12 protein-coding genes are annotated in these 21202 nt (G+C 51.9%); 11 read left to right on the top strand and 1 reads right to left on the bottom strand.

The features are described 5' to 3' along the window. Positions 1–266 precede the first annotated feature (266 nt). The 11 genes from LX98_RS02450 (at position 267) to LX98_RS02400 (ending at position 20056) form a co-directional block, all read left to right on the top strand. Positions 267–2729, top strand: a complete 2463-nt coding sequence (locus LX98_RS02450; RefSeq protein WP_496427385.1) for a helicase HerA domain-containing protein — start codon at positions 267–269, stop codon at positions 2727–2729. A 189-nt stretch (positions 2730–2918) separates the two neighbouring features. Beyond that, positions 2919–3356 carry a DUF2780 domain-containing protein gene (locus tag LX98_RS02445; RefSeq protein WP_496427384.1) on the top strand — a complete coding sequence of 146 codons (438 nt, stop codon included), beginning with the start codon at positions 2919–2921 and terminating at the stop codon, positions 3354–3356. A 41-nt stretch (positions 3357–3397) separates the two neighbouring features. After that, positions 3398–4090 carry a DUF2959 family protein gene (locus LX98_RS02440; protein WP_496427383.1) on the top strand — a complete coding sequence of 231 codons (693 nt, stop codon included), beginning with the start codon at positions 3398–3400 and terminating at the stop codon, positions 4088–4090. Between the two features lie 104 nt (positions 4091–4194). Next, positions 4195–4446, top strand: coding sequence for a GlsB/YeaQ/YmgE family stress response membrane protein (locus LX98_RS02435; RefSeq protein WP_312647020.1), 252 nt, complete (start codon positions 4195–4197; stop codon positions 4444–4446). A 481-nt stretch (positions 4447–4927) separates the two neighbouring features. Continuing rightward, positions 4928–8500 (top strand): AsmA family protein, encoded by a 3573-nt coding sequence (locus tag LX98_RS02430; protein WP_496427382.1) that lies wholly within the window; start codon positions 4928–4930, stop codon positions 8498–8500. 128 nt (positions 8501–8628) lie between these two features. Then, entirely contained in the window at positions 8629–8919 is a 291-nt protein-coding gene (locus tag LX98_RS02425; protein ID WP_496427381.1) for a GIY-YIG nuclease family protein, read from the top strand. 670 nt (positions 8920–9589) lie between these two features. After that, positions 9590–9802: a hypothetical protein gene (locus LX98_RS02420; RefSeq protein WP_496427380.1), complete on the top strand. Its 213-nt coding sequence runs from the start codon at positions 9590–9592 to the stop codon at positions 9800–9802. Positions 9803–9844: 42 nt separating this feature from the next. Continuing rightward, positions 9845–10465, top strand: coding sequence for a DUF1318 domain-containing protein (locus LX98_RS02415; protein ID WP_496427379.1), 621 nt, complete (start codon positions 9845–9847; stop codon positions 10463–10465). Continuing rightward, positions 10438–18345: a CHAT domain-containing protein gene (locus LX98_RS02410; protein ID WP_496427378.1), complete on the top strand. Its 7908-nt coding sequence runs from the start codon at positions 10438–10440 to the stop codon at positions 18343–18345. The genes LX98_RS02415 and LX98_RS02410 overlap by 28 nt, the downstream gene beginning before the upstream one ends. A 287-nt stretch (positions 18346–18632) precedes the next feature. Continuing rightward, positions 18633–19160 (top strand): SH3 domain-containing protein, encoded by a 528-nt coding sequence (locus LX98_RS02405; protein ID WP_496427377.1) that lies wholly within the window; start codon positions 18633–18635, stop codon positions 19158–19160. Continuing rightward, positions 19157–20056, top strand: a complete 900-nt coding sequence (locus LX98_RS02400; RefSeq protein ID WP_496427376.1) for a M48 family metalloprotease — start codon at positions 19157–19159, stop codon at positions 20054–20056. Before LX98_RS02405 ends, LX98_RS02400 begins: the two co-directional genes overlap by 4 nt. A 529-nt stretch (positions 20057–20585) precedes the next feature. Here the strand turns inward: LX98_RS02400 and LX98_RS02395 are convergent. After that, complete coding sequence (locus LX98_RS02395) at positions 20586–21152, bottom strand: hypothetical protein (protein ID WP_496427375.1); 567 nt, start codon at positions 21150–21152, stop codon at positions 20586–20588. Positions 21153–21202: the final 50 nt, after the last annotated feature.

Raw genomic sequence — 21202 nt, 5'->3', positions numbered from 1 at the left:
AATTGGATTTTTGGTCAAATAACTAAGAATGTCAATCTGCCATAGGGCTCAAAGTTTTGATCTCTAAACTGGCTGGACCATTATAGATTTCATGAATCCTTAGCTAATGCGACGGTCCTGGCTACTTTGGTATCGTATCCCTGGCTCAGGGCAATCCGCGCTCAGGGCTACAGTGCCTAAAAAAGGATAACCAGGAAGGAAGTTTCCCTCACCCATTTTTAACCAGGGAACTTCTATTTGCAAGTGAACGAAGGGAGTGGCTGACCATGTCTGATTTTGAAAAGCTCGGGGTGTTTTATTTAGGGAGGCCATACGACCTCGCCACCAAGTCAGCAAAACCCGGCCTCCTCCTCTATGACTCGAAAGATCTGGTCACCCACGCGGTCTGTGTCGGCATGACGGGTAGCGGCAAAACCGGCTTGTGTATTGGCCTCTTGGAAGAAGCCGCGATCGACAATGTCCCTGCCATCATCATTGACCCCAAAGGCGATATCGCCAATCTCTTATTAACCTTTCCTGAGCTCCATGGCAGCGATTTTCTTCCCTGGATCAATCCAGATGATGCAAAGAAAAAAGCCCTCACACCGGAAGCATTCGCGGACAAGGAAGCGGCCAAATGGAAATCGGGGTTGGAGGCCTGGGGGCAGGATGGAGCCAGAATCGCGAAACTCCGTGAAGCCGCGGAATTTTTGGTCTATACTCCTGGGAGCACGGCTGGACTTCCTGTGTCCATTCTCCAATCGTTTGCCGTGCCTTCCCCCAAGATTCTTGAAGACGCAGAACTCTTAGGGGACCGGGTGGGCATTACGGCGACCAGCTTACTGAATCTGGTTGGTCTGGATGCCGACCCCCTGCAAAGCCCCGAACATATTCTGCTGGCCAATGTCCTGAAAACCTCCTGGGAAGCCGGACAGGACCTCACGCTTTCCTCGCTCATCCAACAGATTCAAACCCCGCCGTTTTCCAAGTTGGGCGTGATGGATCTGGAATCGGTTTTTTCCTCGAAGGATCGCTTCGCGTTGGCCATGCGTTTTAATAATTTATTGGGAGCACCAGGGTTTTCTGCATGGCTGGAGGGCCAGCCGATGGATATCGATCAGATTTTGCATTCCCCAACCGGCAAGCCCCGCATCGCTATTTTTTCCATCGCACACCTGAATGATACTGAGCGTATGTTTTTTGTCAGTCTCCTGCTCACTCAAATGGTCAGTTGGATGCGAAACCAATCGGGCACCACCAGTCTGCGCGCACTGCTCTACATGGATGAAGTCTTTGGCTTCTTTCCTCCGATCAAAAATCCACCATCCAAAGCTCCGATGCTGACTATGTTGAAACAGGCTCGAGCCTATGGCCTGGGCGTCGTGCTCGCGACTCAAAACCCGGTTGACCTGGATTACAAAGGATTGGGCAATACGGGAACGTGGTTTATCGGACGACTCCAGACTGAACGGGACATGGCCCGCGTATTGGATGGATTGGAAGGCGCCGCGGCCAACAGTCAAGGAAACTTCAATCGCCAGAAGATGGAGCAGATTATCTCCGGCCTCGGGAACCGGGTGTTTCTCATGAACAACGTCCATGACGACGGGCCGGAAATTTTTGAGACCCGTTGGGCATTGTCCTATCTTCGAGGGCCGTTAACCCGGACGCAAATCAAAACCTTGATGGATCCGGTAAAAGCTGGGCTGTCCGGCTCTGCAGCGTCATCCCCCTCCAAAAAAACCCTAGCCGCCGCGTCTCAGTCTTCTGCCGGAACACCTTCCAAAGACGGCACCACGCATCCACCGGTTCTTCCTCCGGACATCCGCCAACATTTTTTGCCCATTCGGAGAACGAGGCCCGCAGGCGCCTCACTCATCTATCACCCAAGGCTCTATGGTGCCACATCGGTCCATTACCAGGATGCCAAAACGAAATTGGATGAAGTCCGTGAGGTCCAAGCCCTTGTCGTGATAACCACCGGCGCCGTACCGGTCCATTGGGATCAAGCAGATCCTCTCGATATTCCACCTGCCGATTTGAATACATATCCTGCTGACGGAGCACAGTTCGGGGAACTACCGGGCGTCGCCAGCCAGGCAAAATCCTATAAGGGCTGGGAAAAGGATTTTGAGGATTGGGTCTACCGGACACAAACCTTGGACATCTTTAGAAATGCCTCGTTAGGGGTGACTTCGGGCCCACATGAATCGGAACGTGACTTCCGCCTTCGATTACAACAGCTCGTCCGCGAACGTCGGGATGAAGAGACCGACGCACTCCGAAAAAAATATGCCGGGAAAATGACGACTCTCGAAGATCGAATCCGGCGGGCCGAACAGGCCGTTCAACGTGAATCCGAGCAAGCCAAACAACAAAAGCTCCAAACAGTAATTTCCATCGGCGCGACTCTCTTGTCGGTATTCATGGGCCGAAAAACCGTCAGCCGATCCTCGATGGGTCAGGCCACATCTGCCGTTCGAGGCATGAGCCGAACCATGAAAGAGGGCAAGGATGTGGACCGTGCAGAGGAAAACGTGGACGCCCTTCACCAACAATTGGCTGCTTTAGAGGCGGAGCTCCAAGAAGAAATTCAGTCCCTAACCGCTCAGTGGGATGTTGAAACCATTCCCCTGGAGACTCTCAATGTGCGCCCCAAAAAGTCGAACATTTCCACTAAATTGGTGTCTTTGGCGTGGGTCCCGTTTTGGACTGACACCAGCGACTACCAGACTCCAGCGTGGCTTTAACCCCCAAAAATTTTCCAACTAATGATTTGGCGATTCGGGTTTCTTTTGAAGCGGCACATCCCGTATCCTATCGTGTACGGCTGATGCTTCAGCATCAATAATCGACTGAAGTAAAAGCGATCGGCCCACCCCTCACTCACCTTTCACCCGCGTGTTCATGTATTCGATTGTTTATCAGGAGGTCTTGCCATGGAATTGATTCAACAACTAGTCAGCAGTTTGAACATCAATGAAGGCCAAGCCAAAGGCGGCGCCGGTCTCCTATTCAACCTCGCGAAAGAAAAATTGGGCTCAGGCGAGTTTCAACAGCTCGCCCAGAAGGTTCCAGGGGTCAAGGACCTCTTAGGAGCAGCTCCCCCTACCTCCCCGGCAGCCTCTGCGGGGGGCGGCATGATGGGAGCATTAGGAGGAATCGCCGCTTCACTCGGAGCCGGGGGGTTAGGTGAAAAGGTGGGGGGATTGGGAAATCTCGCCAATTTGGCAAGCGGGTTTTCGCAACTTGGATTAAGCCCTGATATGATTGGAAAGTTTGTCCCGATCGTCCTTTCCTTTGTCCAGAATCAAGGCGGGGATTCCATGAAGGGTCTTCTGGAAAAGGTCTTGAAGCCCGGCCCGTCGACAACCTGATGATTGGGCCAATGAATATAAACCATTTGCACAAGGATGACATGATGTACCCTCAATATTCTCCAGTAGGTTCTCGCAGACTCTTTCCTTACCTGACATGGGGAATCATCCTCTTGAGTCTGAGCACGTTTGGTTGCCAGAGCATCTATTATGATGCCATGGAGAAGATCGGCTATCACAAGCGCGACTTGATGGTGTCCGATGTGGAAAAAGCCCGTGACGCTCAAGAGGACGCCAAAGAACAATTCAAGTCGGCGCTGGACCGCTTCACCACAACCCTGAATATCAAGGGCGGTGAGTTACAGGAGAAATACGAGGTCCTAAATGCGGAATACGAACGGAGCGAAGCCAAAGCCCAGGCGGTTCGAGATCGAATCGCGTCGGTGGAAGATGTCTCGGAAGCCTTATTTGATGAATGGGCCGCTGAACTTAAAGAATACTCCAGCCCGGCCTTGCGGAAGAACAGCCAAAAGCAACTCACACAGACTCGGGCTCAATATGCTCAACTGATTAAAGCCATGAAACGTGCCGAATCGAAAATGGATCCGGTATTGGTCAAGTTTAAAGATCAGGTCCTCTTCCTCAAACACAATCTGAATGCAGAAACGATCGCGTCATTAAAGAGTGAATTGGTCTCCGTGGAAGGCAATATCGCCTCCCTCATTAAAGAATTGAATGCCTCTATTAAGGAAGCCGATTCATTTATCGCCTCAATGGAAAAAGATAAGTCATAACAATTTGCGCCATTGCCCATCTCAACCTGTCACTCGCACTGTCCACCAATAGGTCGGCGAGTGGCGCATACTGTGGGTCATCCTGATCACAAGGAGGGTCTTCGTTGGGCATTATTTCCTGGATCGTATTCGGCCTCATGGCAGGAGTCCTGGCAAAGATCATCATGCCGGGAAAAGACCCTGGTGGAATGTTCATCACCATCCTGATTGGAATCTCCGGCGCAATGGTGGGAGGATTGATCAGCACCTACTTTGGCTATGGCGAGGTCACCGGATTTAATCTGCCAAGTTTTGGCATTGCCGTGGGTGGATCCTTTCTGCTCCTTTTTGCCTACCGGATTATCAAAGGAAACTAATTCTACCCAACCACTAATCTTCAACTTCCGTTCCTCTCTGTGTGTCCCGAGTCTTGCCCGTTACCCTCGCATTCAGAAATCCCCAATCAAGTATCCCTAGAAAAATTCCATTCCTTTATTTAAGACATGAAGTTGACTAAACTCTTAGGTAATTGACACTCCGGAGAATTGGAGCGTTATCGGATCATACGAAGTATAGGGTTCCTCCCTCTTTTATGAGAGTAACCGAGATGTTCGTCTTCCCAGGGTTCGACGCCTGCCGTCTGGTCTGAGGGAGGGAAAAGCACGATGACACGAAAATTGGTGACACCAGTGCGATACGTTCACCTCCCGACACCTTTTGTCTGACAAATTCCAAAATGAATTCCCGATACACATAATAAAGGTGTAATACCAGAATCAGGTATTCTGTATGATCTGTTTTACCTCCAATAACGAAAAAGGTCTCAACGCTTTCTGGCAATAGGATTCCCCCTCTTCCATGTCTTCCGATACCCCCCAACAAGACATACCTCCGTCGTCAAAGCCACCACGTTCAAGAAAACGTTTAAAATGGTTTGCCTGGTTAGGCCTGGGGATGTTGGCCCTTCTTCTTTGTGCGGGTCTGTTACTGACCTACTGGTTTCCTTCAGACATGGTCCGGCAAGAGCTGGAAATTCGTCTTTCCGAGGTTCTCCAAGGAACGGTCAGAATCCACTCCCTTTCGTTTAATCTGCTGACCGGCCTTCAAGTCAGTCAGTTGGAATTGACCAAGCCGGGACAAACCCCTCTCACACTCGAACACCTGACCTTGGATTACAGCCTTTTGGGACTGCTGAAGGGCACCTTCACCATCAATGAAATCTCCATCGATCAGGCAGACATATCACTCAATCTGCCTGAACTCACGAAGGCCCCAGCGGAACCACCTCCCCCACCATCTTCTGAACCGGCAGCACTTCCCACGCTCCCTGTCTCGATTGATCTGGAAACCCTTAAGATTATCGAGAGCAATATCCGGCTTATGGTATCGCCCGACCTCACCGTGAACCTCACCAATCTGAATCTCCAGAGTTCGGGGGCCATTTCATCGGATGATGCCCTTCTCAACGGCATGTTGCAGGTTGAGCAAGTCGCGGTGGCGCTTCAAGGGAAACACATTCAACTGCCGCTGGTCGTGAAGTTTGACACTGCGATTCATCTTCCGACTCAACATCTTGACCTGAAACAGCTCACCATTGAATCCGATCCGGCCCTTCGTCTCACACTTGCCGGAACAATCAACGAATTCTTAACCCAAAAAGCTGTGAATCTTTCTCTTACTGATACGGATCTTGACCTCGGAAAAATTATGGCCCTCGCCAAAGATTTTGTACCGCCGGATTTGGCCACGGCTTCAATGGGGGGAAATCTGTCTCCCTCATTCACCCTCACCGGCTCACTTCTCGACTCCGGATTTGAGGGGACCATCCACGCGGGATTAGACGGGAAAAATGTTAAATTGCATCTACCAGGCCACGCCCTGACCGTGGGACCGACAGATCTGGCATTCGCTGCCAAAAGACTTCAGATCAAGGAGAACGTCCCCTTGATGGGAAACGTCTCGGCGAAACTTTCTATTCATGATGTGACTTTTCAAGCCTATGGAATACAAAACTTTGGGTTGAGTCTCCAGAGCGACTACCAGGCCTCCGGACCCTTTTCGGGAAACCTGCAGATCTCCGGCACCACAGGATTCCCCGGCGACCTACTTGGCACGCCTTTCACTCTTCCTTTTGCCGTGACCCTCGATACCAGTGGCAATCATCACACCCGTCACATAGAGGTGAAGCATCTGAACGCAGACCTTAGCCCTTATGCGACCTTGCAGATGAACGGTGTAATTCAACCTCATCCTGCCCCGAAGGAAGGCATGGATGCCTCGCTGAAACTTCGTCTGTCACCAAAGATTAACGCCTTACTCTCCCTCATCCCCAAGGACCGGCTGCAAGGACTTATTCTCCGGAAAGGATCCGAACCGGATACCTTTGTGCTGCACGCCACCGGGGCACTTCATCCGGATTTCCGTCCCGAATGGGCAAAAGCGACGGCGGCGCTCAAGCTGTCCTCTCTTCAGGCTCAACTGAAACCCTTCGGTGCAGAAGGCACCATGCACCAACTAACCTTCCTGCTTTCTTCGGGCTATCAGGAAACCAATGGTGCGATTCAGGGAACGGTCGGCTTTTCGTCAAATTTCTCTGACCTCCATGCGGCTGATACGATGACAATCGGAACCAGCCATGTGATCCTGAAATCTAACTTTCAAGGCCATCTCTCGCCGACCTATCAACCCACGAGTCTTCGCTCGGAAGACCAGCTCCAGGTCACGCTCGGCAACCTGATCTACCAGGATCCCTCCCTGACGGCCACCCTTCCCTCAATCAGACTGTCCTTAAAAACTAAGGAAGATGTGTTCAAACAGGATTATTTACTGGAGAGTCTGCGACTGACCAGCGAAGAAATATTAAATATGGGAATGAAAGCCCGGTATCAGCAGGCGAACCAACAATTTGACGTAGATCTGCAGCTACCCCTTCTCCATGTCGGTAACCTTCTCCCACATCTGTCGGGACCGCTCATGAAGGGAGTAGATGAAATCAATCCAAAAGGACGGATCAGTCTGACTCTGCGAGCGGCGGGTAAGGTTCCCCAGGAAGATGATCTCAAGAAATTGACTCTTCCGTTGGGAGTCAATGGGAAACTCACGCTGCGGGATCTTGAGGGGGCTGTCTCGGGATATCGGGTTCAGGGAGGCAACGGCACCATGACCATGGCCTATTCGCCACGAGCCACGCCTCAAACCCAACTCACGACGGATGTCACGCTCAATCGGATTAACCTGCCGGACACCCTCCCGATCAGAGAATTAGCCAACACTTCTGTGCACGTGAATCTGTCGTCTCCGGATCTCAATGAAGTCCAGATTGACCCGATCCATGTGACATCAACGGGAGTCGACCTTTCTATGAAGAGCACCTTGGTGGGCTTGCGTGAGCTGTTGTCCTCCAGCTCGCCTCGTGGCGCTCAATTGGCAAAACTCTTTGCCCAACTGCACACCCGACTGGCTCTGGATGTGGAGACCTTCCAAGAAGCCTTGCAACCCTTGGGGATAAAGGGAGACGGCAAGGCTCTGGTCACCCTGTCCATGCTCAAAAAAGAACAAGGCAGTCTGGACGCCTCTGTGGAAATCGGGTCCGAAACTCTCTCCTTGACGCGGAATGGCACGGAACTCCGTGACATGAACGGTGGGATACAGCTCAGAAAATCACTGGCCTGGAAACCGGAAGGGCACCCGTCTCCACCGAAAAAGCCATTTCAACCGTCCGACCGTATTGCCCAGCTCAAATCGTTTTCCCGGAAAGGGCAGACCCTCACCATTGATCGTCTTCAGCTCGGGTCATTCACGGTCGAAAACCTCTCCACGAATTTGGCGTTTGAGCAACAGTCCCTGAAAATGCAAAATCTCGCCATGAATGTGTTGGGTGGAGGCATTGGGGGAAATGTCATCATTGCCGCTGAACGTCCCCTGCGTCTATCGGCGGAGTTTGAAGTGGCGAATCTTGATGCCAACCGACTCATCCAGACGGAATCCAAAATCAGAGGGGATAGCAGCATTGCCGCAACCATTGGACTCACAACCATGTTGCAGGAAACCACGGGAGCCGTTGATTTGAGCCGGTTAGAATGCAACCTGTATATTACGCACATTGGAAACGAAGCGCTGGATCGCCTCCTCGTGTTCCTGGACCCGGAGGGAAGCAAACCGACGATCTCCAATGTTCGCTCCCAACTGAAGTTCGCGAATCCATCGCGGGTGATGGTGGAAGTGGCCAGAGGGCAATTGAATCTGACGATCCACTTCCAAGGCAGCCTGATCCCCACCTTTCGATTGGAGCGCATCCCGATCGCCAAAATGAAAAACATTGAAAAACTCACCGCTGCCATTCCCAATTGGGAAGACATAGCAAAGATATTGGAATTGATCGGAGCCGAATCCTATTCGTTCACTCCCGAAGGGGAGCTCGTGCTTCAATAAAAAGACAATCCTCTTATCTTGTCATGCTGAGCTGAAGGCGAAGCATCTGGCTCAGCCCTGGGCCGGTGGAGCTGGGCTCAGATCCTTCGTTTCACTCAGGATGACAATGCGAGAGGCTCAGTTAACAGATGAAACAGTATTATGTGTACATCATGACAAACCGAACCGGCACACTATATACCGGTGTCACCAATGATCTCACCCGTCGAATCTATGAACACAGACAGGGACAAGGCAGTCATTTCACATCGAGATACCGCATCACACGATTATTGTACTTCGAAGAAACTCGGGATATTCACGCGGCACTCACTCGCGAGAAACAGCTCAAAGGTTGGACGCGTACAAAGAAGTTGGAATTGATTGCCACGGTCAACCCCAAATGGGAAGATCTTTCCACGGATTGGGATATTTCATAGGTTGTCATGTTGAGCTAGGCGAAGCATCTGGCTCAGCCATGGCCCGGTTGAGCTGGGCACAGATCCTTCGCTTCACTCAGGATGACCAAGCCAGGGGACTGGATAATGACCGGCCCACAATGTTGTCATGCTGAGCTGAAGGCGAAGCATCTCGCCAAGCCATGGACCTGGTGAGCTGGGCTCAGATCCTTCGCTTCACTCAGGATGACAAAGCAGAGACACTGGATAAGGACCGGCCCACATATTCGTTGTCATGCTGAGCTGAAGGCGAAGCATCTGGCTCAGCCATGGCCCGGTTGAGCTGGGCACAGATCCTTCGCTTCACTCAGGATGACCAAGCCAGGGGACTGGATAATGACCGGCCCACATATTCGTTGTCATGCTGAGTCACGCGAAGCATCTCGCCAAGCCATGGGCCGGGTGAGCTGGGCACAGATTCTTCGCTTCACTCAGGATGACCAAGCCAGGGGACTGGATAATGACCGGCCCACATATTCGTTGTCATGCTGAGTCACGCGAAGCATCTCGCCAAGCCATGGCCCGGGTGAGCTGGGCACAGATCCTTCGCTTCGCTCAGGATGACAAAGCAGAGAGCCTGGATAATGACCGGCCCACCGTATCGGTGTCATGCTGAGCTGAAGACGAAGCATCTCGCCAAGCCACGGGCCGGGTGAGCTGGGCACAGATTCTTCGCTTCGCTCAGAATGACAAGATTGAGGGAGGGACGATCAACGCCCAATCCCGCCGCATTCATTGTTTGTATGTCAGGCTAAGCCAAGGCCCGGCGGAACTGGCACAGATCCTTCGCTTTACTCAGGATGACATGAATCTGGATCAGGATGACCATTTGGAGATTTTTCTTCAGCAGCTTTCAGGAATTTGATAAGATAAAGAAGACCCTACCCTCTTTAGGAGCCGATTAGTTATGTCCTATCCCCGAATATCCCCTTACCCTTCTGTGCACACGCTCTTTTTTCGCCCAATCTTCTTGATCTTGATGATCCTCCCTGTTGCATTCCTTACAGCCTGTGGCGGTCCCTTGGTAGGTGTGACCGTGGTGGATGAACGCACGGCTTTGGAAAACCAGGTGCTGGGCACGTATCAAGAACTTAATCAGCAAGTTATGCTGGTGGCCTCCGTTCGCTATATCGATCCGAAGGGAAAATTGAAACAGACCCAGGAACTTCCTCCAGGGAAAAAAGACGTTGTGCGTGCCCTCCAACGAGTGTCGTTTAACAAAGATGATCTCAATCGCTATAAATCATTGGGTATTATTGGTGAAAACAATGAAGGTGGTGTCACCCTCCTGGAGCCGGAAAAAGTCCAACCGGACGATCGAGCGTTTGTGGAAAATCTGATTAAAGAAGAAAATGAGGATCGTCTCGCGATCATGAGCCGGATCATTGAGACCAACGAGACCCTGTCACCCTCAGAATTACCACGAGTCCACAAAATGTTTGCCGCACTCAACCGGGATAAGGCGCTCAAGGGAGAACGAATCCAACTGGACAATGGGACATGGACTCAAAAAGACGCCACACCCTAACTCAAGACTCCAGTTTGCGAGATGGACACCTTTCTCACCCTTCCCAGGAAGCTCAAGAGAGCACCTTAGGAAGAAAAGAGAGAAGATCGTTTCATTTTCACGAAACCCTATTCGGCCTGATAGCCTTCACCGGCCTGATCGGATTCCTGTGCTCCTCCCTACCCGCTCTCGCTGCGACACCTGAACGACTGACCACTCACCCGGCCCTGGATTATCAACCGTCTGTTTCCAAGGATGGACAAACGCTTGCATTCGTTTCTACTCGTTCAGGAAATTCGGATATCTGGGTCCAAACCCTCAAGAGTGCCGCCCTCACACTTCCCAGGCAAATGACCACTCACCCGGCCAGCGATCAGGAACCGGCCGTGAACCGGGATGGGACCCGACTCTTGTATGTGTCGCATAAGTCCGATCCCCGTGGCGATGTGTACCTCCTGGATCTCATTACCCGTGAGGAGCAACGACTGACGGATTTAACCAGCGGGGATGGGTCTCCTCAATGGGATCAAGAAGAACACGGATTTTTCTATCTCAAAAGTGATCCGCTCCAAAACACCTCCGCCATCTACCGGAAATCTTTCAAAAACCATTCGGAAGAATTGGTCGTGGCCCAAGCCACCAGCTTTTCTGTGAACGGTCAGGGACAGCTCCTGTATTCCACTGGTGCCCATTTGACCTTATTGGATCTTCAGGACAACAGCTTCACCTCCTTTGACCAGGACAGCCATGCTCTGGATCTCTGGCCTGCCTTGGACCACAACCCCTCTGACCTCACCACGGATCGTCACCTGGTGTTTACCCGATATGACCGGGACACCAACGATGACGGGCTGATTGACACCGATGATGAATCCTCCGTTTGGATGAGACTCTGGGGACCGCAGCAGGCTGAGCTCCCCAACATATATCGGATCACTCCGGCGCATAATTTTCATATTTACCCTGCCGTGTCCGGGGATTTTCTCTATTACTCCGATTTGAAAGCCGGAGATATTTTCCGGATGGACATCCCTGCGTTTCTCAGGGATTATGTCGACCTCGATCATGCCAAATCGCTGGTCGCCTCGTATCAGGACCACGGGCAACTGGATCTCGCGCTCCTGGTCCTCGGGAACATTTCTCACAATCTGTTGGCAGAGCAACCTCCTGACGCACGAGCGGAATTTGATTTTTCCCTTGCCGAGACACAGACACAGGAGGGAAATTTTCTTGCGGCCCGCCAATCTTTGGAGCCCTACACCAGCCAACCGGGCCGGACCGGCGCGTTGGCCAGAATCTATACCATCGTCTTGCGTGTCCGGGAACAGGCTCAGGGCATCAGCTCCGCGGCACGACGCCGGTTAGTCACCACAGGCGCGTCTGATCTGCTCACTATCGGACAAGAGCACCGGGACATGGATGAGGTGTACGGTCAAGCCCTTATTGAAGCCGGACGGCTCTACCTCTTTGCGGACGATCCTCTCACGGCCTTGGAGTACCTCGTCAAAGTCGAAGACCTGGACAACAAAGAAATTCGAGCCAAGGGTCTCTTTACCAGAGGGGAAGCCTACCGGATTCTGGACGATGCTCCCAATGTGATCCGTGTATTTGTGGATGTCATCCAATTATTCGGCGAACGTTCCTCCTGGGGTAAACGTGCGATCCAAAAGGTCGTGATGCTTTCCCAACAGGGTGATACGGAACGTGAGCGTATTACGGCCTTGAACAGGATGATCCCTCAATATCCTGACCTTCCCGTCTTAATCGCCACCACCCGTTTAACCATCGCTGATCTCTATCACGAACAGGGAGAACAACTGTCCGCCCTGGAAACTCTGGATTTCATTATCCCGGTTCCCGATCTTCCCAACGAACTCGTCATCCAGGCCTATCGGAAAAAGGCCGCCATCCTTTCAGAATCGGAACGGTACCAGGAAGCGGCGGATACCTATGCCGCCTTGAGTCAATTTCCCGGAGAAAATCAGACTGAACTTGAAGGAACCAAAAGCCTTCTTATTTTACAATTGGTGAAAAAAGCTCTGAAGGACCGGAAGATCGGGGAGACCCGCATCGCCGCCAAATCCCTGAAACAGCTCATCGATCAATATCCCGAATCCGTGGAAGCCCATCGGGCGTATATTGAAACCAAAGTCATGCTCAAAGACACGGCTGAGGTCCAGGCCTGGTATACCACCTTAGTCAAAACCCATCCCGATCACGCGGTCTATCAGTATGGCCAGGCCCTGGCATTGTCCTATTCCGAACCGCCCGACCTCCCGTTAGTGATCCGCCTCCTCCAACGCGCCATGAAGAAAGATCCCGCCCTGGGGTATGTCCATCAAACCCTGGGATGGGCCTACGAACAAACCGAACGGACGTCCGGCAACAAAGGATACCTTGAGAAGGCCGAGCAGGAGTATCGCATCGCGTTGGAGATCAACGATGCCGGTCGCTTTTCCGACGTGGAATCGCAACTACTCTTGAATTTAGGGAATACCTACCTGGCTCTCTCGAATGCCCGCGAAGCTTATCGACATTACCGGCAGCGTGAGGAGCAATTCGCTCCGTCCGGCGAGACCATCACCGAATTGCTCTATCGCAAAAATTATGGAGAAGCCTGTTTTAAGGCAGGACGCACCGAAGAATCGTTGGTCCAATATCAGTTGGCCTTACGGAACGTGCCTCCCGAGCAACCCAACCTGCAAGCCGAAATCCTGGAACGCATAGGCTTGTCCCATCAGGACATCGGACAATATGCCAAAGCCATTGAGGCCTTCTCCCGGGCCTTGGTCCTGAACCGTGAGTTAGGACAGGAACAAAATGTCACATTGCTCCAGAGAAATATCGGGGTCAACCTGTTTAACCTGAGCCGCGCCAGCGAAACCGGTGGACGCGAGGAACTCAAACAGGCCTTGGGCAGTTACTTTACCAGCCTGGACCACCTGACCACAGGCGGCGGCAAAACTCTTTCCAAGGGACCAGGCTTGTTCAATGTGAATGTGGCCCTCAATGAAGGCGGGTCTCAAGCGGCCAGCGGGTTCGATCAAATGGGCGAACAAAAGCTCATGTTCAGTTATATCGCCAGCACCTATGAGCAATTAGACGAACCCGGTCCCGCTCGAGATTTTTATCGCAAAAAACTCGCTCTCCTCAATCAGGTGGCGCCGGCTACCCAGGATGCGGCAGCTCTGACAGAAAAAGCCATTGTCCTGAACCGGCTGGGAGTGCTTTCCCACCAATTAGATGAACCTGAGCAGGCGATGGAATCCTTTCGCCAATCCTTGAATTACACCCGGACGTTGAATATCCCGTTCGGGACGGGCGTCAACATCTATAATCTTTCGACATTAGCCGTCGAAAGCCTCTTGCAAGGCCACACCCCGGACCACAGCCTTGTGGAGGCCATTACCTCGGGGATTCAGGATCTCCAGGAACGAACCTATGAAGACCGCAATCTCTTCTTCACCCTCACCAACACCGCCATGCTCCTGTCCCTTCTTCCCGACCCATCACCGGACCAGCGCCTCAAGCCGGCTGATGCCGTCCAGCGCATGCATGAACAGTTCACAACCAGGACACTTCCGTGGTCGTATTATCAAAAGGCCGAGTCGCTCCTGCACAAGCCAACCCTATTCTCAGATTCCGAACGTCTGCCCGCTCAATTTCTGGTGAAGTTGAACCAGGCCGAATTGGCACGAACATTGGATGAGTCTCAGGTCTATCGCCGGATTCAGGACGACTTACTCAAACTGGTGGAAGACCGGCAAGCGCCCAATAGCTGGTTATGGTATCTGTCTCAGGCCGAAGCAACCGCTGATCCCCTGACGCACAAGAAGCTTCTCACTCAATCCGTTGAGGCTGTCCTTCGTTTTCCCGCGCAAACCGACCCCCCAACGGGTCAGACCAACACCTGGCCTGCATACGAACATCTGATTCAGCTCTCGGTTGACCAATTGATTGAAGCAGGCCGGCCCGACGACGCCTTTACCGTGGCGGAGCAATTGAGCATTCGACAAATGACCAGCGCCGTCTATGAAGCACTGGGAGAGGACGTCTTCCTCAAAGGGTTGGGAGACTATGAACCGGAGTTACAATCCCTGCTCGGAGAACTTCGGCAAGCTAGAAATCACGGAAACGTCGCGGCCATTGAGGAACTGGCTCCTGCCCTTCAGGACACGCTCTATGCCCTGTTTGAAGAATATCCCTGGGCCACGGCGTCCTTCTGGGCCTATCCTCCGACCAAGGACCTGATATTTTTAGGCGTTGACGCCTCACATCCCTACCTGAAAATTCTCAAAGGAAGGCAAGGCTATCATGGCTTTGTTCATGACGGCGATACGCTCCATTACAGCCCTCTGGTGGTCACGGAAAATGGGGTCACGGGGGATGAAGAATTTCACAAGCGGCTCAAACAATCGGCCTCGGCCTATGTGGCGATGCCGCAGGAACTGGAATCCACCCTCCCTTCACTGGGACTCGATCAGAAACCGCTCACGTGGGTCAGCAACTTCTATGACTTCCTGAATGGCTATCATCAGCGTAGCCTCTTTTTTTCTTACATCACCACCCCGAGCACGTTTCTCCCTTCCACGCCTTCGAGTGCGGGAGAAATTCCATTTGTGCTTCAGCAATTTAGCGGGGTCGAGGCTCACGACCATCCGCTGGCATCCCACACCAACATTGCCGCGTTTCTCAAAAATCCGGATACCTTCGCCTTTGAAGTGCAGGAAGCTCAGAATGTTCGGGAATTTGTTTCCGTGCTCGATTTTGCCGGCAGCCAACACCATTCGATCCTGCTTTTCGGCGGTATCCCCTCCTCGTCGCCTTCTCCATGGGTGCTGATATCCTCTCTCCTGCGCGCCGGATTTCCTCATGTCATTGTGAGCCGGACACCGCTCGACTCCCAAACCTCCACCAGGTTTCTGAATCAATATCTCACGCATCTCAATACGCTTCCTCCCGATGAAGCCGTCATGGCCGCATCGAAGGATCTCTGGGGATCGGAGACGGGGAAATACCCCTTCCGCCACTACGGATTTGCCGGCATGGGTCCGGACGAACGTCAGGAATATGCCGCCTCCATCTACGACCAGGAAGTGGCAGAAGCCATTCACGCATTTGAGACCAAAGACTTTCCCGCCTCCCTCCTGCACATCGAACATGCACTCGCTCTCATCGAGCATGCGAAAAAACGACCGGACTTCAAAGAACTCACCACCCTGGCGGTGGAAACCGCCTTTGAAGTCAACGATTATGAAAAGGGGATCTTCTTTCAACAGAAGCTGCTGGATTCCCTCACCGCGGAAACCCCTGCCAGCAAGCGAGCCGAGGCGGAATATCGTTTGGGCATTCTGCATTCCCGTCTCGAACATTTCGACATCGCCGTGCAACACCTCGAACATGCCAACCAAATTTGGGATCAGGGCGACGAGCTTGACCGACTCGCGGAAGGCATGGCCACATTGGGCATTGTCCGTGAAAACATGGGTGCCTATCCGGAAGCCCTGGAACAATTCAACCAGTCGTTTTCCCTGTATCAGGAAATCGGGGAAATGGGCCACACGGCCTTTCAATACCGTCGAATCGGGCGTATTTATTACCTTCGATTGGGCCGGTACGAAAAAGCCCGGGAAAACTTTCTAGCCGCGCTGAAGCTGTATCAGGAACAAGGCGATCCGCAGGGCGAAGCCGAAACGCTGTATGAAGTGGGACTGACTTATGAAAAAGTCGGCCTGTTCGACCAGGCCGCGGAACGCTACCACCAGGCCCTGGCCATTGCCCAAGAACTGGATGACCCCAAGCTCCTCACGACGGGCGACCTCTACCTCGCCAATGTGGCCTGGTTCCAAGGGAACTATCAAACGGCCTTTCAACTCTTAACCCAGGCCGACAAAAAAGCCGAACAGGCCAAAGACCCGCAATTACGTATTATGGTGAAAAATACCCGCGGGCTGATTTACTGGACACTCAATGACACCGACAAAGGACTGGTGCATTTGCAAGACGCGGTCACGCTCAGCAGGTCGTCGAACATCCAAACCGAATTAGCGTCTTCGCTGAACAATCTTGGCTTGATCTACCGGCAACGGGGCGACCATGCCACCGCGCTGGACTATTTTCAACAGGCAAAAACCCTAGACGAGTCCCTCAAGAGCCAATGGGGTTTGGGCTACGACCATCGGAATATCGGGATCTCCTTACTGGCCCTGGAACAGTTAGAAGAAGCCGAGGGGCATTTCCTCAAAGCCGAGCAGATCAGCGCCGAGATCAACAATGTCATCAATTGGGTCAAGGCCTTGCTGGAACTGGGCAACGTCAATAAAGCGCTGCTGCGACCCGAACAGGCCCTTGGCTATTACGAGCGGGCGCATGAGATCTCTCAGCGATACGGCATCAAGGAAGTGGAATGGCGCGCGGCAGCGGGCAAGGCCACGCTGTTGCGGGAAGAGGGAAAGCTCCCGGATGCCTTGACCTGGTTTACCAAAGGCGTCGAGGTGGTGGAAGGCATGCGGGCCGCACTAAAAATCGATGAACTTCGCAATAGTTTCCAGACGAACAAACTGGATCTGTACCGGGACATCATCACCCTGCTCATCACGATGGACCGGACCGATGACGCCTTTAATTTCTTAGAACGCTCCCGATCCAGAAGTTTTATCGACCTGCTGGGTAACCAAAAGCTTTCGTTCAAAAATGAAGGTGATCAGGAAACCTGGACAAAAATCAACACGATGGCTTCCACAGTGAGTTCGCTCAAATCGGAATTGGGATCATATGAGGAACCCCCGGCCGACCTTCAGGAACGGTATCGCAATACAAAGGCCCTGTATGAAGAAGCCATCCTGGAAGTTAAACAACAGAATCCAGCGCTCAGCAGTTTTGTCTCAGTGGATCCGCTCAATCTGGAAGGGGTCCAACAACTCCTGGCGCCTCGAGTGGGTCTGCTCACCTATTTCCTGACCAAAGACCAGCTCTACCTGTGGCTCATTACGAAGGAGCGAACCATCTTTAAAACAGTATCAGCGAAGGAGGAAGACCTCACCCGCCTGGTGACCCGCTACCGACAACTCGTTCAGCATCTGGAACCAGTTGATGATGAATTACAGAAACTCTATGTGTCTCTGATTCAACCGGTTGAAGCCGACATCAAAAACCTGGAGTATTTGGGAATTATTCCCGATGGGCCGTTACACTTTCTCTCTTTTGCAGCACTCAAACACGGTCCGGCCTATCTGGTGGATGAGATCCCGCTTTTCTACGCACCCTCGGCTAGCGTCTTCCAATTCACGTTTGCCAAACGTCAAGCCGTCAAAAATGACAAAGTCCTTGCGATCGGAAATCCGGATTTGGGAAATTTTAATTACGATCTCCCACTGGCCGAATTGGAGGCCAAAAGCATCAAATGGAACTATCCCAACATGGATATTCTGACCGGAAAAAAGGCCACCAAGGAATGGGTGGTGAAGAATATCTCCCGATATGGCATCATCCACTTAGCGGCCCATGGGGAATTCGATGAGGGCAATCCGCTGTTGTCCTCACTCTGGCTGGCTTCAGAAAACCCCGAAAACCGCCGACTGACCGTCAAGGAGATTTTCGGTTTGGAATTGAACGCAGATCTGGTGACCTTGAGCGCCTGCCAAACAGGCCTGGGTAAACTGGAAGCCGGAGAGCTCATCGGCCTGAACCGCGCATTTGTCTATGCCGGCACGCATGCCCTGGTGTCCGCTCTGTGGCGGGTGGATGATCTCTCCACCTCGGTGCTCATGAAACATTTTTACCGGAATTACGTGACGGCGAATAAAGCCAGAAGCTTGCGGCAAGCGCAACTCCTCGTCAAAAAGGATTTTCCCCACCCATCCTATTGGGCCGGGTTTAGTTTAATCGGAGACTATCAATAGTGGGAGGGTTGAAAAAAGCCGACACCGGCGTTCTCGCCCCTTTGCCATGCTCACGTACCCACATGTACGTTCCGCGTGCCAACAAGGGTTACGCCTACCGGACGTGGCAAGCAATACTGCGGCCTTCCCTTCGAGGGGCCTCAGGACAGGACTGGACGGCCTTTTTGAACCCTCCCTCATTAGCTCCCTTGATATATGAATGATATAGCGATGATTGAACTTGTGAAAATTTTGAATACTCAATAGTCCCATTATTACGCCCTAGTCTCACGCTGAAAGGGGGCCTCATGGCAGACCGTATCACTCGGGTTATCTTCGGTATCGTCCTTATTACAGTAGCCGCCTGGATGTTTCCCTCATCCAACTGGGCGGCCACCCTCTACGCCAAGCAGGATGACGTTAAAGTCAATGCAGAGAAATCTCCGACCTCCGCGGTCATCGCCACCCTGGCGCTGGGAGATGCCGTGACAGTCTTGTCCGAAGAAGGTCGATTGGCCAAAGTCAAAACCGCCACAGGAAAAACCGGTTGGGTGTTTAAATTCCGGCTGGCAGAAGAGAAGCCTTCCACCGGTGGAGGCGGGCTTGGCCTCTCCGGCCTCACGGGACGGAAAACCATTGCTGCGCGAGAATCGCGGGCAGGAGGCAGCATTCGAGGCCTCAAGGAATCCACCGAACAATATGCCAAAGCCAAGAATATCAAAAAGGAAGACCGTGATGCCGTGGATCACATGGAGGCCTTTTCCATTCCCCCGGAGGAATTGATGCAGTTTAAAAAAGCTGGCAACTTAGGAGAATTTTCGGGAGGTGCCCAATGAAAACCGGCAAAATTTTGGCGAGTGTGAGCATTCTGAGTCTCCTCTTGTCCGGCATGGGATGCGGTGGATCACAATCCGGGCAATCCTCACAACAAACAGATCTCATTGGAGGTCTCGGAGCAGCCCTTGGCATGAAGCAACAGAAAATCGATCTCCTGAAAAAAGGCGTCGGCGTCGTCCAAGCGATGGAGCCTATCGGAGAAGAAGAGGAAATCACGTTGGGTGAAGCAGTCGCGGTGGAAGCCTTTAGCCGTTTCGGCGGGGAATATTCGAATCCTGCCTGGACACGCTATATCAATCTGGTGGGAAAGACGGTGGCGGAAGTCTCTGACCGGCCAACCCTGAACTACCATTTCGCCATTCTGAACAGTCAGGAACAGAATGCCTTTGCCGCTCCCGGTGGCTATATCTTCATCACCGTCGGTCTCCTGAAGACTCTGAACAATGAAGCCGAATTAGCGGGCGTGTTGGCCCATGAGATTGCGCATGTCACCCAGAAACATATGCTGGACGCCATTCGCCGGGGAGCCCTGATGGGCAGTGTCTCGGAACTGTCCCTCACCGCCATGAAACAGGATCCGGCGATGTTCTCCAGCGTCATCGACGAAATGACCGACCTCTTGTTCACGAAGGGTCTGGACAAAGACAAAGAATTTGAAGCCGACGTGGTGGGCGTAGAGTATGCCTATCGGGCAGGATATAACCCGCAAGGACTGGAAGATTATCTCCAGACATTGGCCAAAGAAGAAGGGCATGTGGAGTCCAAGTTTTTCACCACGCATCCTTCCACCACCCTCCGCATCTCCAAAATCGATATGCTCTTAAAGAATTATTCGGACATCAAAGGTCTGCCGTTTCTCACGGAGCGTTTTCACCAATATGTGAAGGCGGGGTAAGGCTTGGGAGGTTTGAGATGTTCTGTGTTGCCGGGTTTCGCCCCGGCAGGCGAGGTCCTTTTGTTTTGGCAAAAGGACCCAAAACCATTGACGCCCCGTCCGGTCGAATTAGATGGGACGGACGCGAGGCTTAGGAGGGCGGACCAACTCGCTCCGCTCAAACAAGGCCTGCCAGGTCATAAGAGCGTCCGACCCAAGGACCGGACGGCAGGCGTCAGAGCAGGACAGCCAAACCTTTCAGTGACGCACATGAAAAAGCATGGCGGAACGTGGCGTCCAACACCACGGTTGCCCAAAAAAAAGATCTCTGATAACTAAAACTCTTTTAGCCTTTGATACCCATTAGCTTGCTGGGGGATTTTTCATTTTTGTTCCTTTGTAAAGATACTACGAGAGTAGACTTGACACTCATGGCGCTGATGGGTTGCATTGTTTTAGCGGCGTTGCCTAACGCTCAACATTACTCGCCATTTCATACGACGTGTAGCGAAGCGAAACGGCGTATAAAATTGTCAAGTTGATCCGATTGTTAGGCATTAACACGTTTGAGCACAGCCTCACATTGGTTTCTTATAAATGTTATGACGTTTAGTACCTCGAAAAGTATTACAATAAACTCATTCTGCATGAATGGAGCCAACATCTTGCTCCCCATCCACTGATCATATATTTTCTTTTTACTTTCATTTGCGTGTGACAGGCCACCGTACAAAAATACTTCCATAAGTGTGCGACGCTGAACAACACCATTTATATTGAACATTGTTGCACCATTTAAATAGGCGTTTAAATTATTGCGAGCTTCGTTGTAATTGTTTTTTTCATTTTCTTCAATAATACTAGATTCAAATACATCCTTTAATTTTCTTAAAGATATTTTTTCATTGTCCTGAATAAAAAATCTAAAAGTTAATACAAAAGCTTCAATATTTTCATCATCAGGGCCTCTTCTTTTGATTTTGGTTGGCTCTCCAATACTTGCTGAAAAATTCACTCCCGAGTCTATTTCAGCACGCTTAACAAAATTACTGTTTCTTAACTTATCTGCTTTTTCGATGAAGAGACTCATCGTTGAAATTACTTCTTTAGTTTCCATTTTTATTGCCTAACGTGGAACTAAGGGGCTGACTGGAAGCGGGCGAAAGC

The sequence above is a fragment of the Nitrospira marina genome (assembly GCF_059568365.1).
The sequence above is the reverse complement of the archived record's forward strand: the minus strand, read 5'-3'. Positions and strand labels throughout refer to the sequence as shown.